Genomic DNA, 18,243 nt, shown 5'->3' on the forward strand with positions numbered 1-18,243 from the left:
TCATGCTCCTACACCAAAATCAATGCAGGATTTTCAACAAACTGCTTAAATGCTGCCAAGAACTGTGCGCCTAACGCACCATCAATCACCCGATGATCACAGGACAAGGTCGCGGTCACCATCTGTCGAATCACGATGCTCTCATTTTCAACTATTGCCCGTTTTTCTGCTGCACCTAAAGCTAAAATCGCACCTTGGGGAGGGTTAATAATCGCGTCAAACTGTTGAACGCCGAGCATACCTAAATTCGAAATACTGAAACTACCGCCCTGAAATTCATCAGGCGCCAATTTGCCAGTTTTGGCACGTGTTGCAAGATCACGCATATCATTGGAAATTTGTGCCAAAGACTTGGTATTGGCAGCTTTAATGATTGGAGTGATAAGGCCATTTTCAATCGCTACAGCAACAGCGATATCCGCCTGATCAAACTGCAAAATCTGCTGATTCTCTTCATCAAACTGAACATTGACCTGCGGCACTTTGATCAATGCAGCTGCTGCCGCTTTAATCAGCATGTCATTGATGGACAATTTCACTTGCGGCACAGTGGCATTAATTTGCTGACGTAATCCCTGAATGGCATCTACATTTAAATTTACTGTTAAACGGAAGTGTGGTGCATTACGTTTTGCTGTCTGTAAGCGTGAAGCAATGGCTTTACGCATACCATTCATCGCAATGGTGGTTACCTTGGCAGTTTCTGTCAGCGTTACATCAGCGCTGTTTTGGGCAGGTGCAGGGTTTTCACGCTGATAAACTGCTTCAACATCTTCCTTACAAATACGCCCTCTGGAGCCTGAGGCACGACAGTCATGTAAATTAATGCCCCATTGTTTGGCTAAACGACGTGCAACTGGTGTTGCCAACACTTGGCTATCATCTGCTTTAGATTTCGCCACCTTACCACTCGGTTGCTGTCGAATATCGGGCCATGATCCACCCGCAGCTTGAACTGCGGTTTGAATGTCTTGCACACTTATACGACCTTCACGCCCTGAGCCTGAAACCAGCGCCAAATTCACTTGATGCTTTTCAGCCAATTTCAAGGCATGCGGTGTTGCAAAAACATCCTCAACATGTTGGTAACCTTGTAATGCCGCAGGAATTACATAGCCATTTTGGGCAACAGCTTTTGATACCTGCTCAGTACGATTCTGTTTAGGCACAACTTGTGTCTTGGTTTCAGGCTGAGTTGCCGTCTGCTTTTCAGTAACCACTTCAACAGTTTTGCTTTCATTGATAATAGGTGCACCAGCCAAAGATTGAGCAAAGGCATCAATTTCAGCATCAGAAACTTGCGCATCTGCACAAATTGCAATGATCCCGCCAACCACTAAAGTATCGCCATTATTGGCAATGATTTTACGCAAGGTACTATCAAACGGTGCTTCAAGGACATTGACAATTTTTGTGGTTTCAATTTCACAAATTTCTTGCCCTTTACTAAACTGCTCGCCTGCTTGAATCAACCACTGGGCAATGGTGCCCTCTTCCATCGACAAACCCCATTTTGGGATTTCTAAAGTTTTAATTTCGCTCATCCTAAGCCTCCAACGTTTTACGTACAGCCTGTTCGATACGTTCTACACTTGGTAGCCATTGTTTTTCTAATACTGGTGAAAATGGCACAGGTGAATGCGGTGGTGTCACCAGTTCAATGGGTGCTTTGAGATAATGAAAGCCTTTTTGTGCAATCAATGCAGCTAAATCATGCCCAAAACCACAACGGGCAGCAGACTCATCAACAATCACCACGCGCCCTGTTGACGCGACAGATTCTAAAATGCCTTCTTCATCCAATGGAGAAATCGTTCGTGGATCGACAACTTCTACAGAAATCCCCTCCTTGGCAAGCTTATCCGCGACTTCATTGGCACGATGCACCATTAAACTTAGCGCAATAATCGTGACATCAGTTCCTTCACGGGTGTAATTTGCTACACCAAAAGGGATGGTATATGGTTCATCTGGAACTTCACCTTTGATGTCATAAAGCAATTTATGTTCACAAAACACCACGGGATCATCATCACGGATGGCTTGGATCAATAAGCCTTTTACATCATACGCACTAGATGGCACCACGACTTTTAAACCGGGTACAGCAGCAAACACGTTATACGGGGATTGTGAATGTTGTGCGGCAGCAGAAAAGCCTGCGCCGATCATGCCTCGAACCACCAAAGGCGCTTTGGCTTTTCCACCAAACATATAACGAAATTTGGCCGCTTGGTTATACAACATGTCATGACATACACCATAGAAGTCCATAAACATCAGGTCAGCCACAGGTCGTAAACCTGTTGCAGCAGCCCCTGCTGCCATTCCAATAATTGCAGATTCAGTAATCGGGGTATCGATCACACGCTCTGAACCAAACTCTGTCCATAGCCCTTTGGTGACACCAAGTACGCCGCCAAAGCCTTCGAGTTTATTGTCATCCGTATTTTTACCGCCATGCCCGCCACGGACATCTTCACCGACAACAATCACGCTTGGGTCACGGCGCATTTCTGATTCAATCGCTTCTTTAATCGCGTTTCGATAACTTTTATTTGGCATTGCTTTACTATTCCTTTAGTAAGAGACATAAACGTCGGTAAGAAGTTGAGAAAGTTCTGGATAATTGGCAGCACGTGCTTTTGCGACAGCAGCATCGACATTGGCTTTTGATTCAACATCAATTGCATCCAGTGTGGCTTCAGCAATCTTGCCTTTGACTTTTTCACGGAAAATTTTCAACGGATCTTTATGCTCTTTGACATAATCGAGCTCTTCTTTTGAACGAATCAGTCCTGGGTCACCTTCAAAGTGTCCATAAAAACGATTGGTAATGGTTTCAATCACACTTGGGCCTTCGCCACGACGTGCACGTTCAATGGCTTTTTGGGCGACCTCATACACAGCAAAGAAATCTGTCCCATCTACTTTTTCAGCAGGCATACCAAAAGCCGCAGCACGACCAGCAATGTCTTTGCTTCCGACTGCATAATCATGTGCAGTACCTTCACCAAAACCATTATTTTCAAAAACAAAAATCACTGGGAGTTTTAAAACCACAGCCATATTCATGGCTTCAAAGGTCAAACCTTGGTTAGAACCACCATCCCCAGTAAATGACAGACCAATTCCACCCGTCTTTAAGGTTTTTGCGGTTAACGCAGCACCAATTGCCAAAGGCGGCCCACCACCAACAATACCGTTGGCTCCCAACATACCTTTGTCTAAATCAGCAATATGCATTGAACCGCCTTTGCCGCGGCACAAACCATCGTCTTTACCAAAAATTTCCAACATCATGCCGTGAATATCACATCCTTTGGCAATGCAGTGACCGTGACCACGATGAGTTGAGGTAATAAAATCCTTGTCGGTCAAATTTTCACAAATCCCAACGGCTACCGCTTCTTCACCACTGTAAAGATGGATAAATCCGGGAATATCACCTGTATTATTTTCATCGTGAAGTCGATCCTCAAACTCACGAATATCTCGCATCCGTCTGTATGCTGCTAGCAATTGCTCTTCCGTTAATTGCATATACTTATTCCTTCATGCTCACAGTTAAAAGTAAAAACCATATATTTAAAAATAAACACTGGTGTTTAAAATCCGTATATTTATATAAAATTATTTCATTCAAAATTAATATTAGACTAAAAAAATATTTCTTTATAAAACACAATAAAAATATTAAAAACAGTACGTTATAAAGCAAAAAATATTTGTAAATTTTTATAATTTTCAAAAACTTAAAAAATCAAACCTTTAACCAACCTTTATTTTATAATATTAATATTTTGCACTCTTTTATTATATTGATAAATATTTTAAATATATTTGACATCATAGATAAAAATGTCATTTTATATTAAATTATTTTATTTAATGGACTATTTAAAATGGATTTAAAAGTTTCAGTTACCACGGGACAAAAACTACGTGGTGCAGATAAATTGGCACGTATTCCAGTAAAAATTATCAGTACTGAGCAGATCCCACAAAAGCCTGAATGGATTCGCGCCAAGATCAGTCAGCCTGAAGAGGTGCAACGTATTAAAAATTTATTACGTCAACAAAAACTACATACCGTATGTGAAGAAGCCGCGTGCCCCAATTTGCCACAATGCTTTGGTGGTGGAACAGCGACCTTTATGATTATGGGAGATATTTGTACCCGTCGATGCCCATTTTGTGATGTGGCCCATGGACGTCCCAATATTTTGGATGCTGATGAACCGAAACATTTAGCAGAAACCGTTAAAAATCTAAATTTAAACTATGTGGTGATTACCTCAGTAGACCGTGATGATCTTATTGACGGTGGAGCACAACACTTTGCTGCATGTATTCGAGAAATCCGTAAAAGTAGCCCAGATACGCTGATTGAGATTTTAGTCCCTGATTTTCGAGGCAGATTAGAAGTTGCCCTCAACATTCTGAGCGAAACCCCGCCAGATGTATTTAATCATAATATTGAAACGGTCCCTCGTTTGTACCGTGCAATGCGTCCAGGTTCAAATTATCAACATTCCTTGGAACTGTTAAAACGGTTTAAGCATTTACGCCCAGACATCGCAACGAAATGTGGCTTGATGGTGGGATTGGGTGAAGTCGAAGCAGAAGTTATTGTGTTGCTGAATGACCTCAGTGACTATCAGGTGGACTATGTCACCATTGGTCAATACTTACAGCCGTCTAAATCTCATGCCCCAATACATCGTTTTGTTTCATTGAAAGAGTTTGAACATTATCAAGCACATGGTGAGTTATTAGGGTTTAAAAATATATGGAGTGCGCCAATGGTTCGTTCCAGCTATTTTGCTGATCGTCAATACAAGGGCGAACCTGTACCCAAGCCGTTTACACGTGAAAACATTGTCACAGAAATTTAGGATGATTAAGTGTTAAAGTGAATATGGACGCCTAAACATTAAACAATGAGTACTAAAAAGAATACGCTGTCTTTTTATTGGTAACTTTATTTAACATTTGTGAGCAGAAAACTCATTTCAAAGTGAAACATTAGCTTCTAAAGTGAGACAAATGAATTAATAAAAAAGAATACAAGGTATTAATGGCGTAACCATTCATCATAAAGGAATATGATATGAAGCTATTGAATCAATTACAGCCACAAGCGCTTCGTTTACAGACCACACATTTTGTCAATATCGAATCCGTCACTGCTGCGCCACTTCTCGCTTTACCTACCGAACTAGAACCGTCACTGTTTCGTCGTTCTCTTCAACATAATTATGCGGATTTACTAAAAATTGCAGATGATTCTGAAATGGCAATTGGAATCACAGATCATCATGGCACATTACTTTGGACATGGAGCAGTCGTGCTATGCTCTCCTCTGCTGAGCAAGTGCATTTTGTCGAAGGTGGACATTGGTCAACACAGGCTGTCGGTACAAATGCGATTGGTTTGGCTTTAAATAATCATCTCTCTAGCTGTGTTTATTCACATGAAAATCAGATGAACAGTGTACAGGATTGGGTTTGTTATGCCGCGCCGATTGTTGACCCTGTATCTGGACAATTTCATGGTGTGATTAATTTATCGACCAAGTACAAGAAGCATACTTCACTGGGTGTATTGGCTGTAGAGCGCTGCGCAGAGCTGGTTCAACGTGCGATTCAATTTGAACAAAAAAACATGCTTTACCTCAAAGTTTTTGGTACACCCAAAGTTCAATTTAACCAACAGCTTTTAACTTTGACCCATCGACAAATTGAAATTCTATGCATTCTTGTGTTACACCCAGAGGGTATTAACCTAGATGAACTGCACTATGCGTTATACGGTGATCGGGACATTAGTGAAAAAACCTTAAAAGCAGAAATGTCACAATTACGCACCTTGCTCCCTAACTGTATTTTATCGCGCCCTTATAAGTTAGTTTGTGAGATTCAAACCGACTTTACCAGAGCTGAACAATCCCTCAATGCAGGTTTTCTCGCCAGTACATTTTCACTCTACAAAGGTAGTTTTTTGGCCAAATCAGAAAGCCCTTTCTTGACCACATGGCGTGATTGTTTCGATGCGCGTTTAAGTCATCTGATTTATCAAATTCAGGATATTGACCCACTTTTAAAAATTATTAGTCGTCTTCCTGAACGTAATGATGCAATACAACGGGTATTGGAATTATTGCCTGAACAAAGTCAGCATCGCGCGTACTTTTTAAAATTACTTTAGGCTCAATCAACTTAGACATTTTATTGCACAACTGATAGCACAGCACTGTTTCGCCCTGATGTCTAAGGCTATAAAGCTGAGTAAAGTAGAATACATCTCCTCAAGCGAGCTATGTTTTTGCTTGAAGTTGTTTTGCTTAAAATTGCTTTGTATAAAAAATGATAAATGAATCGATTTAAGATTAATTTTTAAGACAAACGACAGAAAATGCACGGCAAATATAGTCAACCTGTCAAAAAAAATCAGACACAATAATATAATTTCTCTTAATTAATATTTTTAATTAAATCAAACATATGATGAAATAATATTGTTTAATTATATAAAAGCTTACACTGCCACATCTTACATTCAAAGTTTAAATCCCTTTGCGTAGGCGATGCCTCACTTTTCAGAGATGAAAAGTGACAAAAATCTTCTATTGGGCGAGGGGTACGTCCTGTACCCCCGCCCAACGGCGACATCCATGTCGCCTCACGGTAGGATCACCAGCTATGATTCAAAAGTACAAAAATGAATTGATAACCAACAATTTTAAAAGTTCATACAAAAACATAAGCTTCATTTATGCTCAATGACTTGATGCAAATCACTTGTATGAAATAATTAGGTGATTTGACTATATAGAAAATTATAAGATTAAAATTAATATATTTTTCACGCAATTAAAATAAACCATTAGCCTGATCAATACTACAAAGCCTCACAATCGCACCTCTCTCCGCAATAAATCAATTGCTAAAATTAAAATACAAGTAATTTAAACATAAATTCCCTTTAAATGATAATGATTGTATTTTACATTTAACACCATGCAGATCTTCTCGATCCGCTCAGCACTGAAAGAAAGGCAATTGTGGTTTATTGCTTAATAAATATAGGTAGACTTAATAATGAATAGCCAACAACAAACGACATCAGATCAAAAAATAGTACCAGACCCAAAAACGGTTTCAGACAAAAAAACAGTATCAGACCCAAAAGCGATACTGAAACAAGATGATCATATGCGGAATCTGGAAGTCATTGAGATGACGATAACGGCGATATCTCATCCTTTTCCTTCAATTGTACGTATCCGGGGCGAAATTAATACAACACAGCCAGACTTATGGACAACACCCAACCTTGCCATTCGTTTAGAAGTGCATCAACAAGCAGACAGCTTACCCATATCACGTGTATATACCGTGCGTTGCTTTGATCCAAGCACCCGCCAAATTGAAATTGACTTTGTTCTACATGCTGACCCAAGTCCAGCAATGCTTTGGCTAGATTCAGCAAAAATTGGCACTAAAATTCAACTTACTGGTCCAAGACCGCACTTCATCCTCAATTTTACTCCAGGCAAACGCGTAGTGATGTTTGCTGACGAAACCGCCATTCCTGCCGTTTATTCAATTTTACAGCATTGGCAACCGGGGATTCAGGGAGAGATTTATATTGAAAGTTGTGAAGCCAATATTATTGATGATTTGCCAAAACATCATGGAGTAAATATTCATTTACTCCATCGGGAAAAACCACAGCAAGCGGGTAAATTGGGCATGCTACTTAAAGTTGCCGAGCAGTTTAAAGATCGTGAAGATATAAGCGTTTGGGCAGCCTGTGAACGTAATGAAGCAAGAGCGATACGTAAGCTGTTTAACCAACACAGTCATTTGAGTAAAGATGATATTCGTGTGGCGGGCTATTGGAATGTCAGCATGTCCAGCTCAACATTAGATCTGAGCCGAGTCGCATATTATCAAAAACATCTAGAGCAAGGTAAAACACTAGAAACATTTGATGATCTAGATATGCCTGTTTAAATCAAGCCATTGCCCCACTTAAATAGATCCATCACACTTTTCTTAAGATGGTTATTTAGGGGGAGTATTTGAAATGAAAATCAATTCTTGAGATCGATGCTCTGGCTTTATTATGGCCTAACTCAATGATGATTGAACACAATTGACAGCAACCGACTCGGATCTCGCGATCCGAGTCTTTTTTATTATTCATTGCTCAGCTTGTGTAGACGAATTGTCAACAGACCTTAATTTCTGACTTTTATTTGACGGGTTCAGAAGAATCAGTCGTTTTATTGACAGCTTGTGGTGGTTGCGGGCTGGCTAAGTCCTGATTAATTGCTTTGGTTAAACCAAACATATACAGCAAAATAATCACCGAGAATGGTAAACCACATAGCACCACGGCACTTTGCATCGAATGGAAACTACCTGCTAACAGTAAACCAATACTGACAATGGTAATCACCACAGACCAGAAAATTCGCAACCAAATCGGTGAATCACTTTCATTGCTTCCACCTTTTGTAGATAGATTTGCAATCATCAGCGTACCCGAACCTACTGGGGTCAAGAACAGTACAAAACAAATCACCACAACAATCCCAGCCACATAAGGATTAAAAGGTAAATATTCGAGCAATTTAAACAAAGACAAAGCTGGATCGGTAAGAACCATATCGCCCAAAACTTTTTGTTTTTGATTCAAAATTAAATCAATTGCAGTATTTCCGAAAATGGAAATCCAAGCCAAAGTAAAGCCTAAAGGGATCAGGCACACACCCAAGACCACTTCACGAATGGTACGCCCTTTTGAAATACGCGCAATAAACATCCCAACGAAAGGTGCCCAAGCAATCCACCAAGCCCAATAAAACACCGTCCAAGAACCGAGCCAGCCTTTCGCTTGTGGATTGTATAAATACACATCAAAACTTTTCGCGACAAAATGGTTGAGATAGTCACCCACGTTCTGTACCAAACCATTGAGTAAATGATTGGTGGGTCCTGTTAAGAACACAAATAACAATAACGCATAGAGTAAACGTAAGTTAATCCGTGAAAGCCAAGCCAGTCCTTTTTCAATCCCCACCACCGTGGTGATAGTCGCAACAGACATCATCACCAATACCACTGCAATCAGGGTTACATTGTTGTCTGGAATGGCTGGGACTAAATAGCTGATGCCCGAAACCAACACCAGTGCACCAATACCTAGGTTGGTGACCAAAGAAATCACTGTGGCTAAAATCCCAAAACCATCCACAAAGTCTCCGATCAAACCATAGATCCGATCGCCAAAAATTGGATAAAGCGCAGAACGTAAAGCCAGAGGTAAATCTAAGCGAAAGGCAAAATAGCCCAAGGTGACACCCAATAAGGCATAGAGTACCCAGCCATGTATACCCCAATGTAAAAAGCTATACATCATGGCATCTCTGGCAGCTTGGATTGTGCCGCCCTCGCCTTCAGGTGGTCTTAAGAAATGATCGACAGGTTCAGCAACACCATAATACAGTAAGGCAATACCGATACCTGCTGAAAACAGCATAGACACCCAAGCCAAGTAACCAAACTCAGGTTTATCACCATCTTTTCCAAGTGGAAGTTGTCCAGCACGTGAAAAAGCCAACCATCCGACAAAACCCAGACATGCCACAATCACCAGCATGTAATACCAACCAAAGAGTTGATTGGCCTGCTCTTGCACATAGGTCAGCCAAAACTGACTTCTTTCTGGAAATAAAACAAACAATAGGCCAAAAATACCGATACTGATTGCAGATCTTCCAAACACAAATAAATTTAATCGAATCCGTTCGGATGAATATCCTTTATGGCTATTTGACACCATGCTATTGCTCCTTGCAATCGGTGTATTTTCTTAAAAAATAATAGGATATGTACTATTTTTACTGAACATCCTGATGGATCAGAATGTTGATGTATACACTTACACTTCTTATTACTCATCAAAAAATTATTGATTTTTGCAGATTATACTTTTTATTGATTGAACGTTCAATCAATAAAAAGTATTATAAAAAAATGCTAAGATGTTCTACATTGAGTAATGTTAAATAAAAAGTGCCTTTTCAGCACTTTAAGTGGATATACATGACAAAACGTAGAGTCAAACCAGAGCATGTGCGACGTGAAGAAATTATTAACGCCGCATTTGATGTGATTTATGAAGTGGGCTTATCCAATATGACCATTGCACAAATCGCAAAGAAAGCCGAGCTATCCACAGGTATTGTGAGTCACTATTTTGGTGATAAACAGGGATTAATAAATACCTGCATGCAAGAAATGCTGAATGTTTTACGTCGCAAAACCGACCAAAATAAAACTGAAGCAGACGAGCATCCAGAAAGCCAACTTAAAGCAATTATTGATTCTAACTTTGATATTAGTCAGGTCAATAAACAAGCCATGCGCATCTGGTTAGACTTTTGGTCTGCAAGCATGCACCTACCCGAACTTGGGCGCTTGCAACAAATTAATGATCAACGCCTGTATTCAAACTTGAAGTTTCACTTTCTCAAGTTATTGGACAAAGAACAGGCAAGCATTGCCGCTCGTGGTTTAGCGGCATTGATTGACGGATTATGGTTACGTGGCAGTTTAAGCAGTCATGATGAATTTGACAGCCAGCTGGCGCGTTCCATTGCTTACGATTATGTAAAAACGCAATTGCAATTTGCGAAAAAACCTTTGCAGGAGAGACAGAATGAGTGATTCACAAGTTCATCAATTGTACATCCATGGTCGCTATGTAGCAGCGACCAGTGGTAAGACCTTTACCAGTATTAACCCTGCCAACGGTGAAGTGATCGCAACCCTTCAACAAGCATCACAACAAGACATAGAAGCGGCTGTTCAAAGCGCACAACAAGGTCAAAAAATTTGGGCCGCAATGACAGCGATGGAGCGTTCTCGTATTTTACGTCGCGCTGTCGACATTTTACGTGAGCGTAATGATGAACTCGCTCGCTTAGAAACCCTCGATACAGGTAAAGCCTATAGCGAAACATCGACCGTTGATATTGTCACAGGTGCCGATGTACTCGAATATTACGCAGGTCTCGCGACTGCAATTCAGGGAGAGCAAGTTCCGCTTCGTGAATCAAGCTTTTTCTATACCCGTCGTGAACCACTTGGTGTTGTCGCGGGAATCGGTGCTTGGAACTATCCAATTCAAATCGCATTATGGAAATCTGCCCCTGCCCTAGCTGCTGGGAATGCTATGATCTTTAAACCAAGTGAAACCACACCACTAAGCGTATTTAAACTTGCTGAAATCTATACTGAAGCTGGACTACCAGATGGCGTATTTAACGTGGTACAAGGTGCAGGCCGTGAGATTGGACAATGGTTAACTGAACATCCAGTCATTGAAAAAATTTCTTTCACTGGTGGTGTTGAAACAGGCAAGAAAGTTATGGCAAGTGCCGCAGGTTCTACACTCAAAGAAGTGACCATGGAACTCGGCGGTAAATCCCCTTTAATTATTTGTGATGATGCTGACCTCAATCGTGCAGCAGACATTGCGGTGATGGCAAACTTCTTTAGTTCAGGCCAAGTCTGTACCAATGGTACACGTGTATTTGTTCCAAAAGCCCTGTTGGCAGATTTTGAAGCCGCTATTGTAGAACGGGTAAAACGAATCCGTATCGGCGATCCAATGGCGGAGCAAACCAACTTTGGTCCACTCACCAGCTTCCCACATATGGAAAAAGTCCTGTCGTTCATTGAGGCAGGCAAGCAACAAGGTGCCAAACTGCTGATTGGCGGTGGCCGTGCGACAGAAGCTGAATTGGCGCAAGGTGCTTATGTGTTACCGACAGTTTTCAGTGACTGCCAAGATGATATGCGCATTGTTGAAGAAGAAATCTTTGGCCCTGTCATGAGCATTCTCAGTTATGAAACTGAAGAAGAAGTCATTCGTCGTGCCAATGACACCACTTTTGGTTTAGCAGCAGGTGTTGTGACACAGGACATCACCAAAGCACATCGCATTATTCATCAAATCGAAGCAGGTATTTGCTGGATCAACACATGGGGCGAATCCCCTGCTGAAATGCCAGTGGGTGGCTATAAGCAATCAGGTGTCGGCCGTGAAAATGGTTTAACCACACTTGGGCATTACACCCGTATCAAATCAGTTCAAGTTGAGTTAGGTGAGTATCAAAGCATTTTTTAATGCACTCACACTTTCTCCGTATATCAATCCTATGTGCCATGTCATCACCTGATTGCATTGGCACTTTTAAAAAATACAAAAAGGATAATTATGACTACTCAAGCATATGACTACATTATCATCGGCGCAGGATCTGCCGGAAATGTGCTCGCAACACGTTTAACTGAAGACAAAGACGTTACTGTTTTACTCTTGGAAGCAGGTGGCCCAGACTACCGTTTAGATTTCCGTACTCAAATGCCAGCAGCATTGGCTTACCCACTACAAGGGCGCCGTTACAACTGGGCATATCTCACAGACCCTGAACCACATATGAATAATCGCCGTATGGAATGCGGCCGCGGTAAAGGTTTAGGGGGTTCATCATTGATTAACGGGATGTGTTATATCCGTGGTAATGCAATGGACTTAGATAACTGGTCGACGCTCAAAGGGCTAGAAGACTGGAGCTATGCAGACTGCTTACCATATTATAAAAAAGCTGAAACCCGTGATATTGGTGGCAATGACTACCACGGCGCCAATGGCCCTGTATCTGTGGCAACCCCTAAAAATGGCAACAATGTCTTGTTCCATGCCATGGTTGAAGCAGGTGTACAAGCAGGCTATCCACGCACAGATGACTTAAATGGTTATCAACAAGAAGGTTTCGGTCCAATGGATCGTACCGTGACACCAAAAGGCCGTCGCTCTAGTACTGCGCGTGGTTATTTAGACATGGCAAAAGGTCGTCCTAATTTAACGATCGTGACCCATGCCACCACCAATAAAATTTTATTTAATCAAAAACAAGCGATTGGTGTGGAATATATCATCGGTGCGGATAAAACCAATCTCACCCAAGCACGTGCAAACCGTGAGGTCTTGCTTTGTGCGGGTGCTATCGCATCACCACAAATTTTACAACGTTCTGGTGTTGGTGAAAGTAGCTTCCTTAAATCAATGGACATCGATGTTGTACATGATTTACCGGGTGTCGGTGAAAACTTACAAGACCATTTGGAAATGTACTTACAATACAAATGTAAGCAACCTGTTTCACTCTACCCCGCTTTAAAATGGTTTAACCAGCCTGCGATTGGCGCAGAATGGTTATTTAATGGGACTGGTATTGGCGCAAGCAACCAGTTTGAAGCAGGTGGTTTTATCCGCAGCTCAGATGAATTTGACTGGCCGAATATTCAATATCACTTCTTACCCGTTGCGATTAACTATAACGGCAGTAATGCCGTGAAAGAACATGGCTTCCAAGCGCATGTTGGTTCTATGCGCTCACCAGCTCGTGGTCGAATTAAGCTGAAATCTAAAGATCCTTTTGAGCATCCAAGTATTCTGTTCAACTATATGTCGACTGAGCAAGACTGGCGTGAATTCCGTGATGCCATTCGTATCACCCGTGAAATCATGCAACAGCCTGCATTAGATGCATATCGTGGCGATGAAATCAGTCCTGGAAAACAGGTGCAAACTGATGCTGAACTGGATGATTTCGTGCGCAACCATGCTGAAACTGCTTACCATCCTTCATGTAGTTGCAAGATGGGTGAAGACGAAATGGCAGTGGTTGACGGTCAAGGTCGTGTACATGGTCTACAAGGCTTGCGCGTTGTTGATGCTTCGATTATGCCGCTGATCATTACTGGAAATTTAAATGCCACAACGATTATGATCGCGGAAAAAATCGCAGATCAAATTCGTGGCAAAAAATTGCCACGTTCTGAAGCGGGTTATTACAAAGCTGGCACAGCACCTGTGCGCAAAGCGCCTTTACGTCCGATCGTGTAAAAGTATTCATATTTTAGCGACACCTCAGTTTTGACTGAGTGTGTCGCATCTTTCAAGGACGAATAAAATGAGAAAAAAATTATTATTGACCATCCCTTTGAGTTTATTTTTTCAAACCCTACATGCCAATGAATCTGGTGTAGAAACGCCGTCTCCATATAGTGCAAATTTGACAGTAGCCAGCCAATATATTTCACGTGGTTTTCAACAGACCTGGGGTAATCCTGCTGTACAAGGCGGATTTGATTATGCACATCCCAATGGTTTTTATGCAGGAACTTGGGCTTCTACTGTGAGTGATGACTTCATCCGTGATGCCAATGTTGAATGGGATGTCTATACTGGTTATAGCCGTAGTTTCGGTCAGTTAAATCTGGGGACTAAAGTCGCTTATTACTACTATCCTGGGGCAAAAACCACTGCTGAAACAGGTTATACCCGTTTTGATTATGGTGAAATTATTCCAGAAATCAGCTATGGTCCGCTGAGTGTTAAATATGCAATCACTTATACCCAAGATTATTTTGGCAATAATTCTGACACCTTAGCAATTGGTTCCAATAAGCACTCTCGTGGTTCAGGCTATTTAGATGTAAATTTGCTACAACCCATCGTCCAAGGCTGGTCGCTGAATATGCATTATGGCAATCAACGTATAAAAAACTTTTCTGCCGCAAGCTTTCAAGATGCCAGCTTTGCGATTAACAAAGCACTACCTTATGGCTTATCTTCCAGTTTAAGTTATAGCAAAGCATGGGACAAAGACGGATATTATCAAAAATACAGCAATGGCAATCCCAATGCCAAAGTTTCAAATCCAATTGATTCGACCCTCACTTTTTCACTCACTAAAAAGTTTTAAGCTAAAGTTTAGATATTCAGTAACCTGTTATAGATCAACCAAAAACCATGCCCTCCAAGAGCGTGGTTTTTTAATGTCTATAGTCACCCCCCTAATTATTCATACAAGTGATTTCTATCAAGTCATTGATCAGAAATGAACTTATGTTTTCGTATGTGCTTTTAGAAACTGTTGGTTATCAATTCATTTTTTTTACTTTTGAATTATAGATGGTGATTCTACCGTGAGGCGACATGGATGTCGCCGTTGGGCGGGGGTACAGGACGTACCCCTCGCCCAATAGAAGATTTTTGTCACTTTTCATCTCTGAAAAGTGAGACATCGCCTACACAAAGCTATTTAAACTTTGAATGTAAGGTGTGGCATTGCAAGCTTTTTATAATTAAATAATTTATTTTCTCATGCAACTGATTTAATTAAAAATATTCATTAAAAGAAATTATATTCTTGTGTCTGAGCTTTTTTGACAGGTTGACTTATATCTTGGCTTAATTCAATAAAGCAAACTCAAATCTCCCCATACTGTTGAATTATCATTAGACAGCCATTGATTGTTTGTATAAAGTATTAGGAACGATTGTTCCAGTATAAATTAATATTATGCGTACTAAAGAGTTTGATCCTGAAGAAGTTGAAAATGCGGTTATGCAAGTTTTCTGGCGTAAAGGATTTGCAGCGACATCAATTCAAGATTTGGTTGAAGAAACTGGACTCTCACGCAGCAGTTTATATAGTTCCTTTAAAAATAAAGAGCAACTCTACCAACAGGCCTTATCTCGCTATCAACGCCTGATCAGTAAATCAAATATTGATTTATTATCCAGTGATGGATCAGTCAAAAGTATCATTCAACAATTACTATCTCGTATCATTGAAGATGAATTAAATGACCCGCAACATCGCGGTTGCCTAATGGCCAATGCCTGTTTGGAGTTAGCAGGACACGATCAAAAGACCGCAGAATCTGTCACGTACAACTTTGAGCGATTACAGCTCGCACTGGAACAACTCATGATCAGAGGAAAGCAATCTGGTGAAATCACCCTACACAGTTCTCCACAAGCCTTAGCACTTTTTTTCGTGAATACCATTCAAGGCATTCGCGTTTTAAGCAAAGGCTGTAGCGCAGAAAATCGTCAGCAATATCTAGAGAATGTTGCTGAAGTCGCACTAAATACCTTGTATTAATTTTTAATTTCCCCCCTTAGCCGGCTGGGTAGTTTGCAATGCTGAGGGTTTTATTTACCTTAAAATGGAACGACCATTCCAATATAAATACAACATGGAGTAAACAATGAATATTAATCTTGAAAATTTTGGGATGCCTATATTCCTTAAACGAGATGACCTTTCTGTCAATCATACACAGAGGTTTAGCGCGTGAATCAGTTCAACAACAGATCAGAGCAGAACCGATCTACGCCCAGCTTACCAATTTGGAAATTATTGGCATTTACGGTTGCAGGTTTTATTACCATTATGACGGAAATCATACCAGCGGGCTTATTGGCATTGATCAGTCATGACTTAGAGGTGTCTGAAGCTTTAGCAGGGCAAATGATTTCAGTTTATGCTTTAGGATCGGTCATTGCGGCGATCCCTGTGGTTGCTGCAACACGGAGTTGGTCAAGAAAACCTTTATTGTTATTGGCAATCACAGGCTTGTTTGTCTTCAATAGTCTAACAGCGCTATCTTCCAGCTATATCATCATCCTGATTTCACGATTTATTGCAGGAATGTCTGCTGGAATTATCTGGGGTATCTTGGCAGGTTATGCTCGAAGTCTGGTTCCTGCCCATCTGCAAGGCAGAGCGATGGCAATCGTTGGAGTGGGTCAACCCATCGCATTATGTCTGGGTGTGCCTTTAACTATTGGGTTGGGCAATCTGTTTGGCTGGCGTGGGGTTTTCTGGATGATTTCAGGACTTGCTTTAATCCTGATCATCTGGATAAAAATAAGCCTTCCTCATTTGGCAGGACAACCAGCAAGCAAACAACAATCTATTCTCAACGTCTTGGTACACCCCGGTATAGGCGCAATTTTAGCGGTTATTTTTGTTTGGATTTTGGCACACAACATACTTTATACCTTTATTTCGCCTTATTTGGCTGCTGTACAGCTGAGTGAGCATATTGATCTTATTCTTCTTATTTTTGGCCTTTCTTCAATATTCGGCATTTGGATTACAGGTATTTGGATCGATAGATCATTACGCAAATTAACCCTGATCAGTTTAACAGGCTTTGCCATCGCTGCCCTTTTCATGGGCTTGAGTAGTCATCACATCTGGCTTGTGATGCTAGGTATCGTACTTTGGGGAATGACTTTTGGTGGTGCACCAACCCTACTACAAACTGCGTTGGCAGATGTCGCAGGTGAAAATGTAGATATTGCCCAATCCATGCTGGTGACGGTGTTTAATCTTGCGGTTGCAGGGGGCGGTATTTTAGGCGGCATCCTGCTGCAAAAGGTAGGCATAGACTCATTTTTTGTTTGTATCATCGCTTTATCATTATTGGGGTTATCTATTGTATTTTTTGCGCATAAAAATGGTTTTAAATCAGGACATCGTTTGGGTAGCCAATAAATTTAAAGCTGTCATTTAACACCATGCTTCGATGACAACATCTATTGGATCAAACAGCACCATCATCGTTGATTGGGCTATTTGATCCGTCTCTTAAACGATAGCTGAAGCATGCTCATAATGAGCGCAATCCACCACAATGTAGACACTGAATCGACACCAAAATAACCTCCATGATTTTTTCCAAACAAGACAAATACACGCAAATATAAAACCTTTAAAATATAGAAGCGAACAATATACAAAACATCAATTTGTACCGTTATTTCACAGCAACACTTAAAAAATTTACCGATTATCACATAGACTTTTTGCAAAATTTAATTGATAATGATTATCAATTTCATTATCTGAAAAATTGGTGAACACTTTGGAACAGCCTACTCTAGCGACTGAAGCGATTCGAGCATTTTTTACCTTACAATGCTGCTGGTTAAACAGTGAAGAAATTTATCTTGAACAAGGTTGTTTGCATTGTGGTTCGGCAGCAACTTATTTAATTTATTTTACCCATGCGCCTATTCAAAAATTAATGCTTGATTTTATTCAAAAATATAACTGCCATAACAGCAAAAAATCAGACTTACTCGACTTATTAGACTTTGAACAGAATTATAATGATTTTTTACAAGTGCTTGAAAGTGCAGTAAACAGTTATGCTCGACAATATCAAAACCAAGCTTGTCATTTGGCATTTGAAAGTGTTGAATCTATTTTTGAACGTGAAGCAGCCATCGCATGTTAAGGAATTGGTACTGCAATAAATCAAGCTGTAATGATTGAATCGAATAGACTATTT

Annotated in this window: 14 protein-coding genes; 10 read left to right on the forward strand and 4 right to left on the reverse strand. The window is 40.7% G+C overall.

The features are described from left to right. Positions 1-8: 8 nt before the first annotated feature. Genes ACZ5QH_RS17215 through ACZ5QH_RS17225 form a run of 3 tightly spaced genes read right to left on the reverse strand, consistent with a single transcriptional unit; the run spans position 9 to position 3,543 of the window. Entirely contained in the window at positions 9-1,544 is a 1,536-nt protein-coding gene (locus ACZ5QH_RS17215; protein ID WP_303576372.1) for a 2-oxo acid dehydrogenase subunit E2, read from the reverse strand. Between the two features lies 1 nt (position 1,545). Further along, the gene (locus tag ACZ5QH_RS17220) at positions 1,546-2,565 is read right to left on the reverse strand and encodes an alpha-ketoacid dehydrogenase subunit beta (protein WP_303576373.1); all 1,020 of its coding nucleotides are present in this window, start codon (positions 2,563-2,565) and stop codon (positions 1,546-1,548) included. A gap of 15 nt (positions 2,566-2,580) precedes the next feature. Further along, the gene (locus tag ACZ5QH_RS17225) at positions 2,581-3,543 is read right to left on the reverse strand and encodes a thiamine pyrophosphate-dependent dehydrogenase E1 component subunit alpha (RefSeq protein ID WP_034610596.1); all 963 of its coding nucleotides are present in this window, start codon (positions 3,541-3,543) and stop codon (positions 2,581-2,583) included. Positions 3,544-3,905: 362 nt separating this feature from the next. Here ACZ5QH_RS17225 and lipA point away from each other — a divergent pair, with 362 nt between their 5' ends. The 3 genes from lipA (at position 3,906) to ACZ5QH_RS17240 (ending at position 8,022) form a co-directional block, all read left to right on the forward strand. Beyond that, entirely contained in the window at positions 3,906-4,898 is a 993-nt protein-coding gene (gene lipA, locus ACZ5QH_RS17230; RefSeq protein ID WP_303576374.1) for a lipoyl synthase, read from the forward strand. Positions 4,899-5,113: 215 nt separating this feature from the next. After that, complete coding sequence (locus ACZ5QH_RS17235) at positions 5,114-6,211, forward strand: helix-turn-helix domain-containing protein (protein WP_004717563.1); 1,098 nt, start codon at positions 5,114-5,116, stop codon at positions 6,209-6,211. A gap of 893 nt (positions 6,212-7,104) precedes the next feature. Then, positions 7,105-8,022 (forward strand): siderophore-interacting protein, encoded by a 918-nt coding sequence (locus tag ACZ5QH_RS17240; RefSeq protein ID WP_303576375.1) that lies wholly within the window; start codon positions 7,105-7,107, stop codon positions 8,020-8,022. A gap of 241 nt (positions 8,023-8,263) precedes the next feature. Here ACZ5QH_RS17240 and ACZ5QH_RS17245 read toward each other — a convergent pair whose 3' ends face one another. Beyond that, positions 8,264-9,856, reverse strand: a complete 1,593-nt coding sequence (locus tag ACZ5QH_RS17245) for a BCCT family transporter (protein WP_303576376.1) — start codon at positions 9,854-9,856, stop codon at positions 8,264-8,266. A gap of 263 nt (positions 9,857-10,119) precedes the next feature. On the opposite strand from ACZ5QH_RS17245, the gene betI reads away from it, so the two are divergent. The 7 genes from betI to ACZ5QH_RS17280 all read left to right on the forward strand — a co-directional run bounded on the left by betI (position 10,120) and on the right by ACZ5QH_RS17280 (position 18,189). Beyond that, a complete protein-coding gene (gene betI, locus ACZ5QH_RS17250; RefSeq protein ID WP_004717575.1) occupies positions 10,120-10,743 on the forward strand; it encodes a transcriptional regulator BetI in 624 nt (207 codons plus the stop codon). Next, on the forward strand, positions 10,736-12,208 hold the full coding sequence (gene betB / locus ACZ5QH_RS17255) for a betaine-aldehyde dehydrogenase (protein ID WP_419285417.1): 1,473 nt from the start codon (positions 10,736-10,738) through the stop codon (positions 12,206-12,208). Before betI ends, betB begins: the two co-directional genes overlap by 8 nt. A 90-nt stretch (positions 12,209-12,298) precedes the next feature. Beyond that, positions 12,299-13,993, forward strand: coding sequence for a choline dehydrogenase (gene betA, locus ACZ5QH_RS17260; RefSeq protein WP_004717579.1), 1,695 nt, complete (start codon positions 12,299-12,301; stop codon positions 13,991-13,993). Positions 13,994-14,060: 67 nt separating this feature from the next. Further along, a complete protein-coding gene (locus ACZ5QH_RS17265) occupies positions 14,061-14,855 on the forward strand; it encodes a TorF family putative porin (RefSeq protein WP_303576378.1) in 795 nt (264 codons plus the stop codon). Positions 14,856-15,455: 600 nt separating this feature from the next. Further along, the gene (locus ACZ5QH_RS17270; RefSeq protein ID WP_004823436.1) at positions 15,456-16,043 is read left to right on the forward strand and encodes a TetR/AcrR family transcriptional regulator; all 588 of its coding nucleotides are present in this window, start codon (positions 15,456-15,458) and stop codon (positions 16,041-16,043) included. Between the two features lie 192 nt (positions 16,044-16,235). Beyond that, the gene (locus ACZ5QH_RS17275) at positions 16,236-17,444 is read left to right on the forward strand and encodes an MFS transporter (protein ID WP_303576379.1); all 1,209 of its coding nucleotides are present in this window, start codon (positions 16,236-16,238) and stop codon (positions 17,442-17,444) included. A gap of 370 nt (positions 17,445-17,814) precedes the next feature. Further along, positions 17,815-18,189, forward strand: a complete 375-nt coding sequence (locus ACZ5QH_RS17280; protein WP_167321156.1) for a hypothetical protein — start codon at positions 17,815-17,817, stop codon at positions 18,187-18,189. Positions 18,190-18,243: the final 54 nt, after the last annotated feature.

It is taken from the genome of Acinetobacter sp. Ac8, assembly GCF_055392545.1.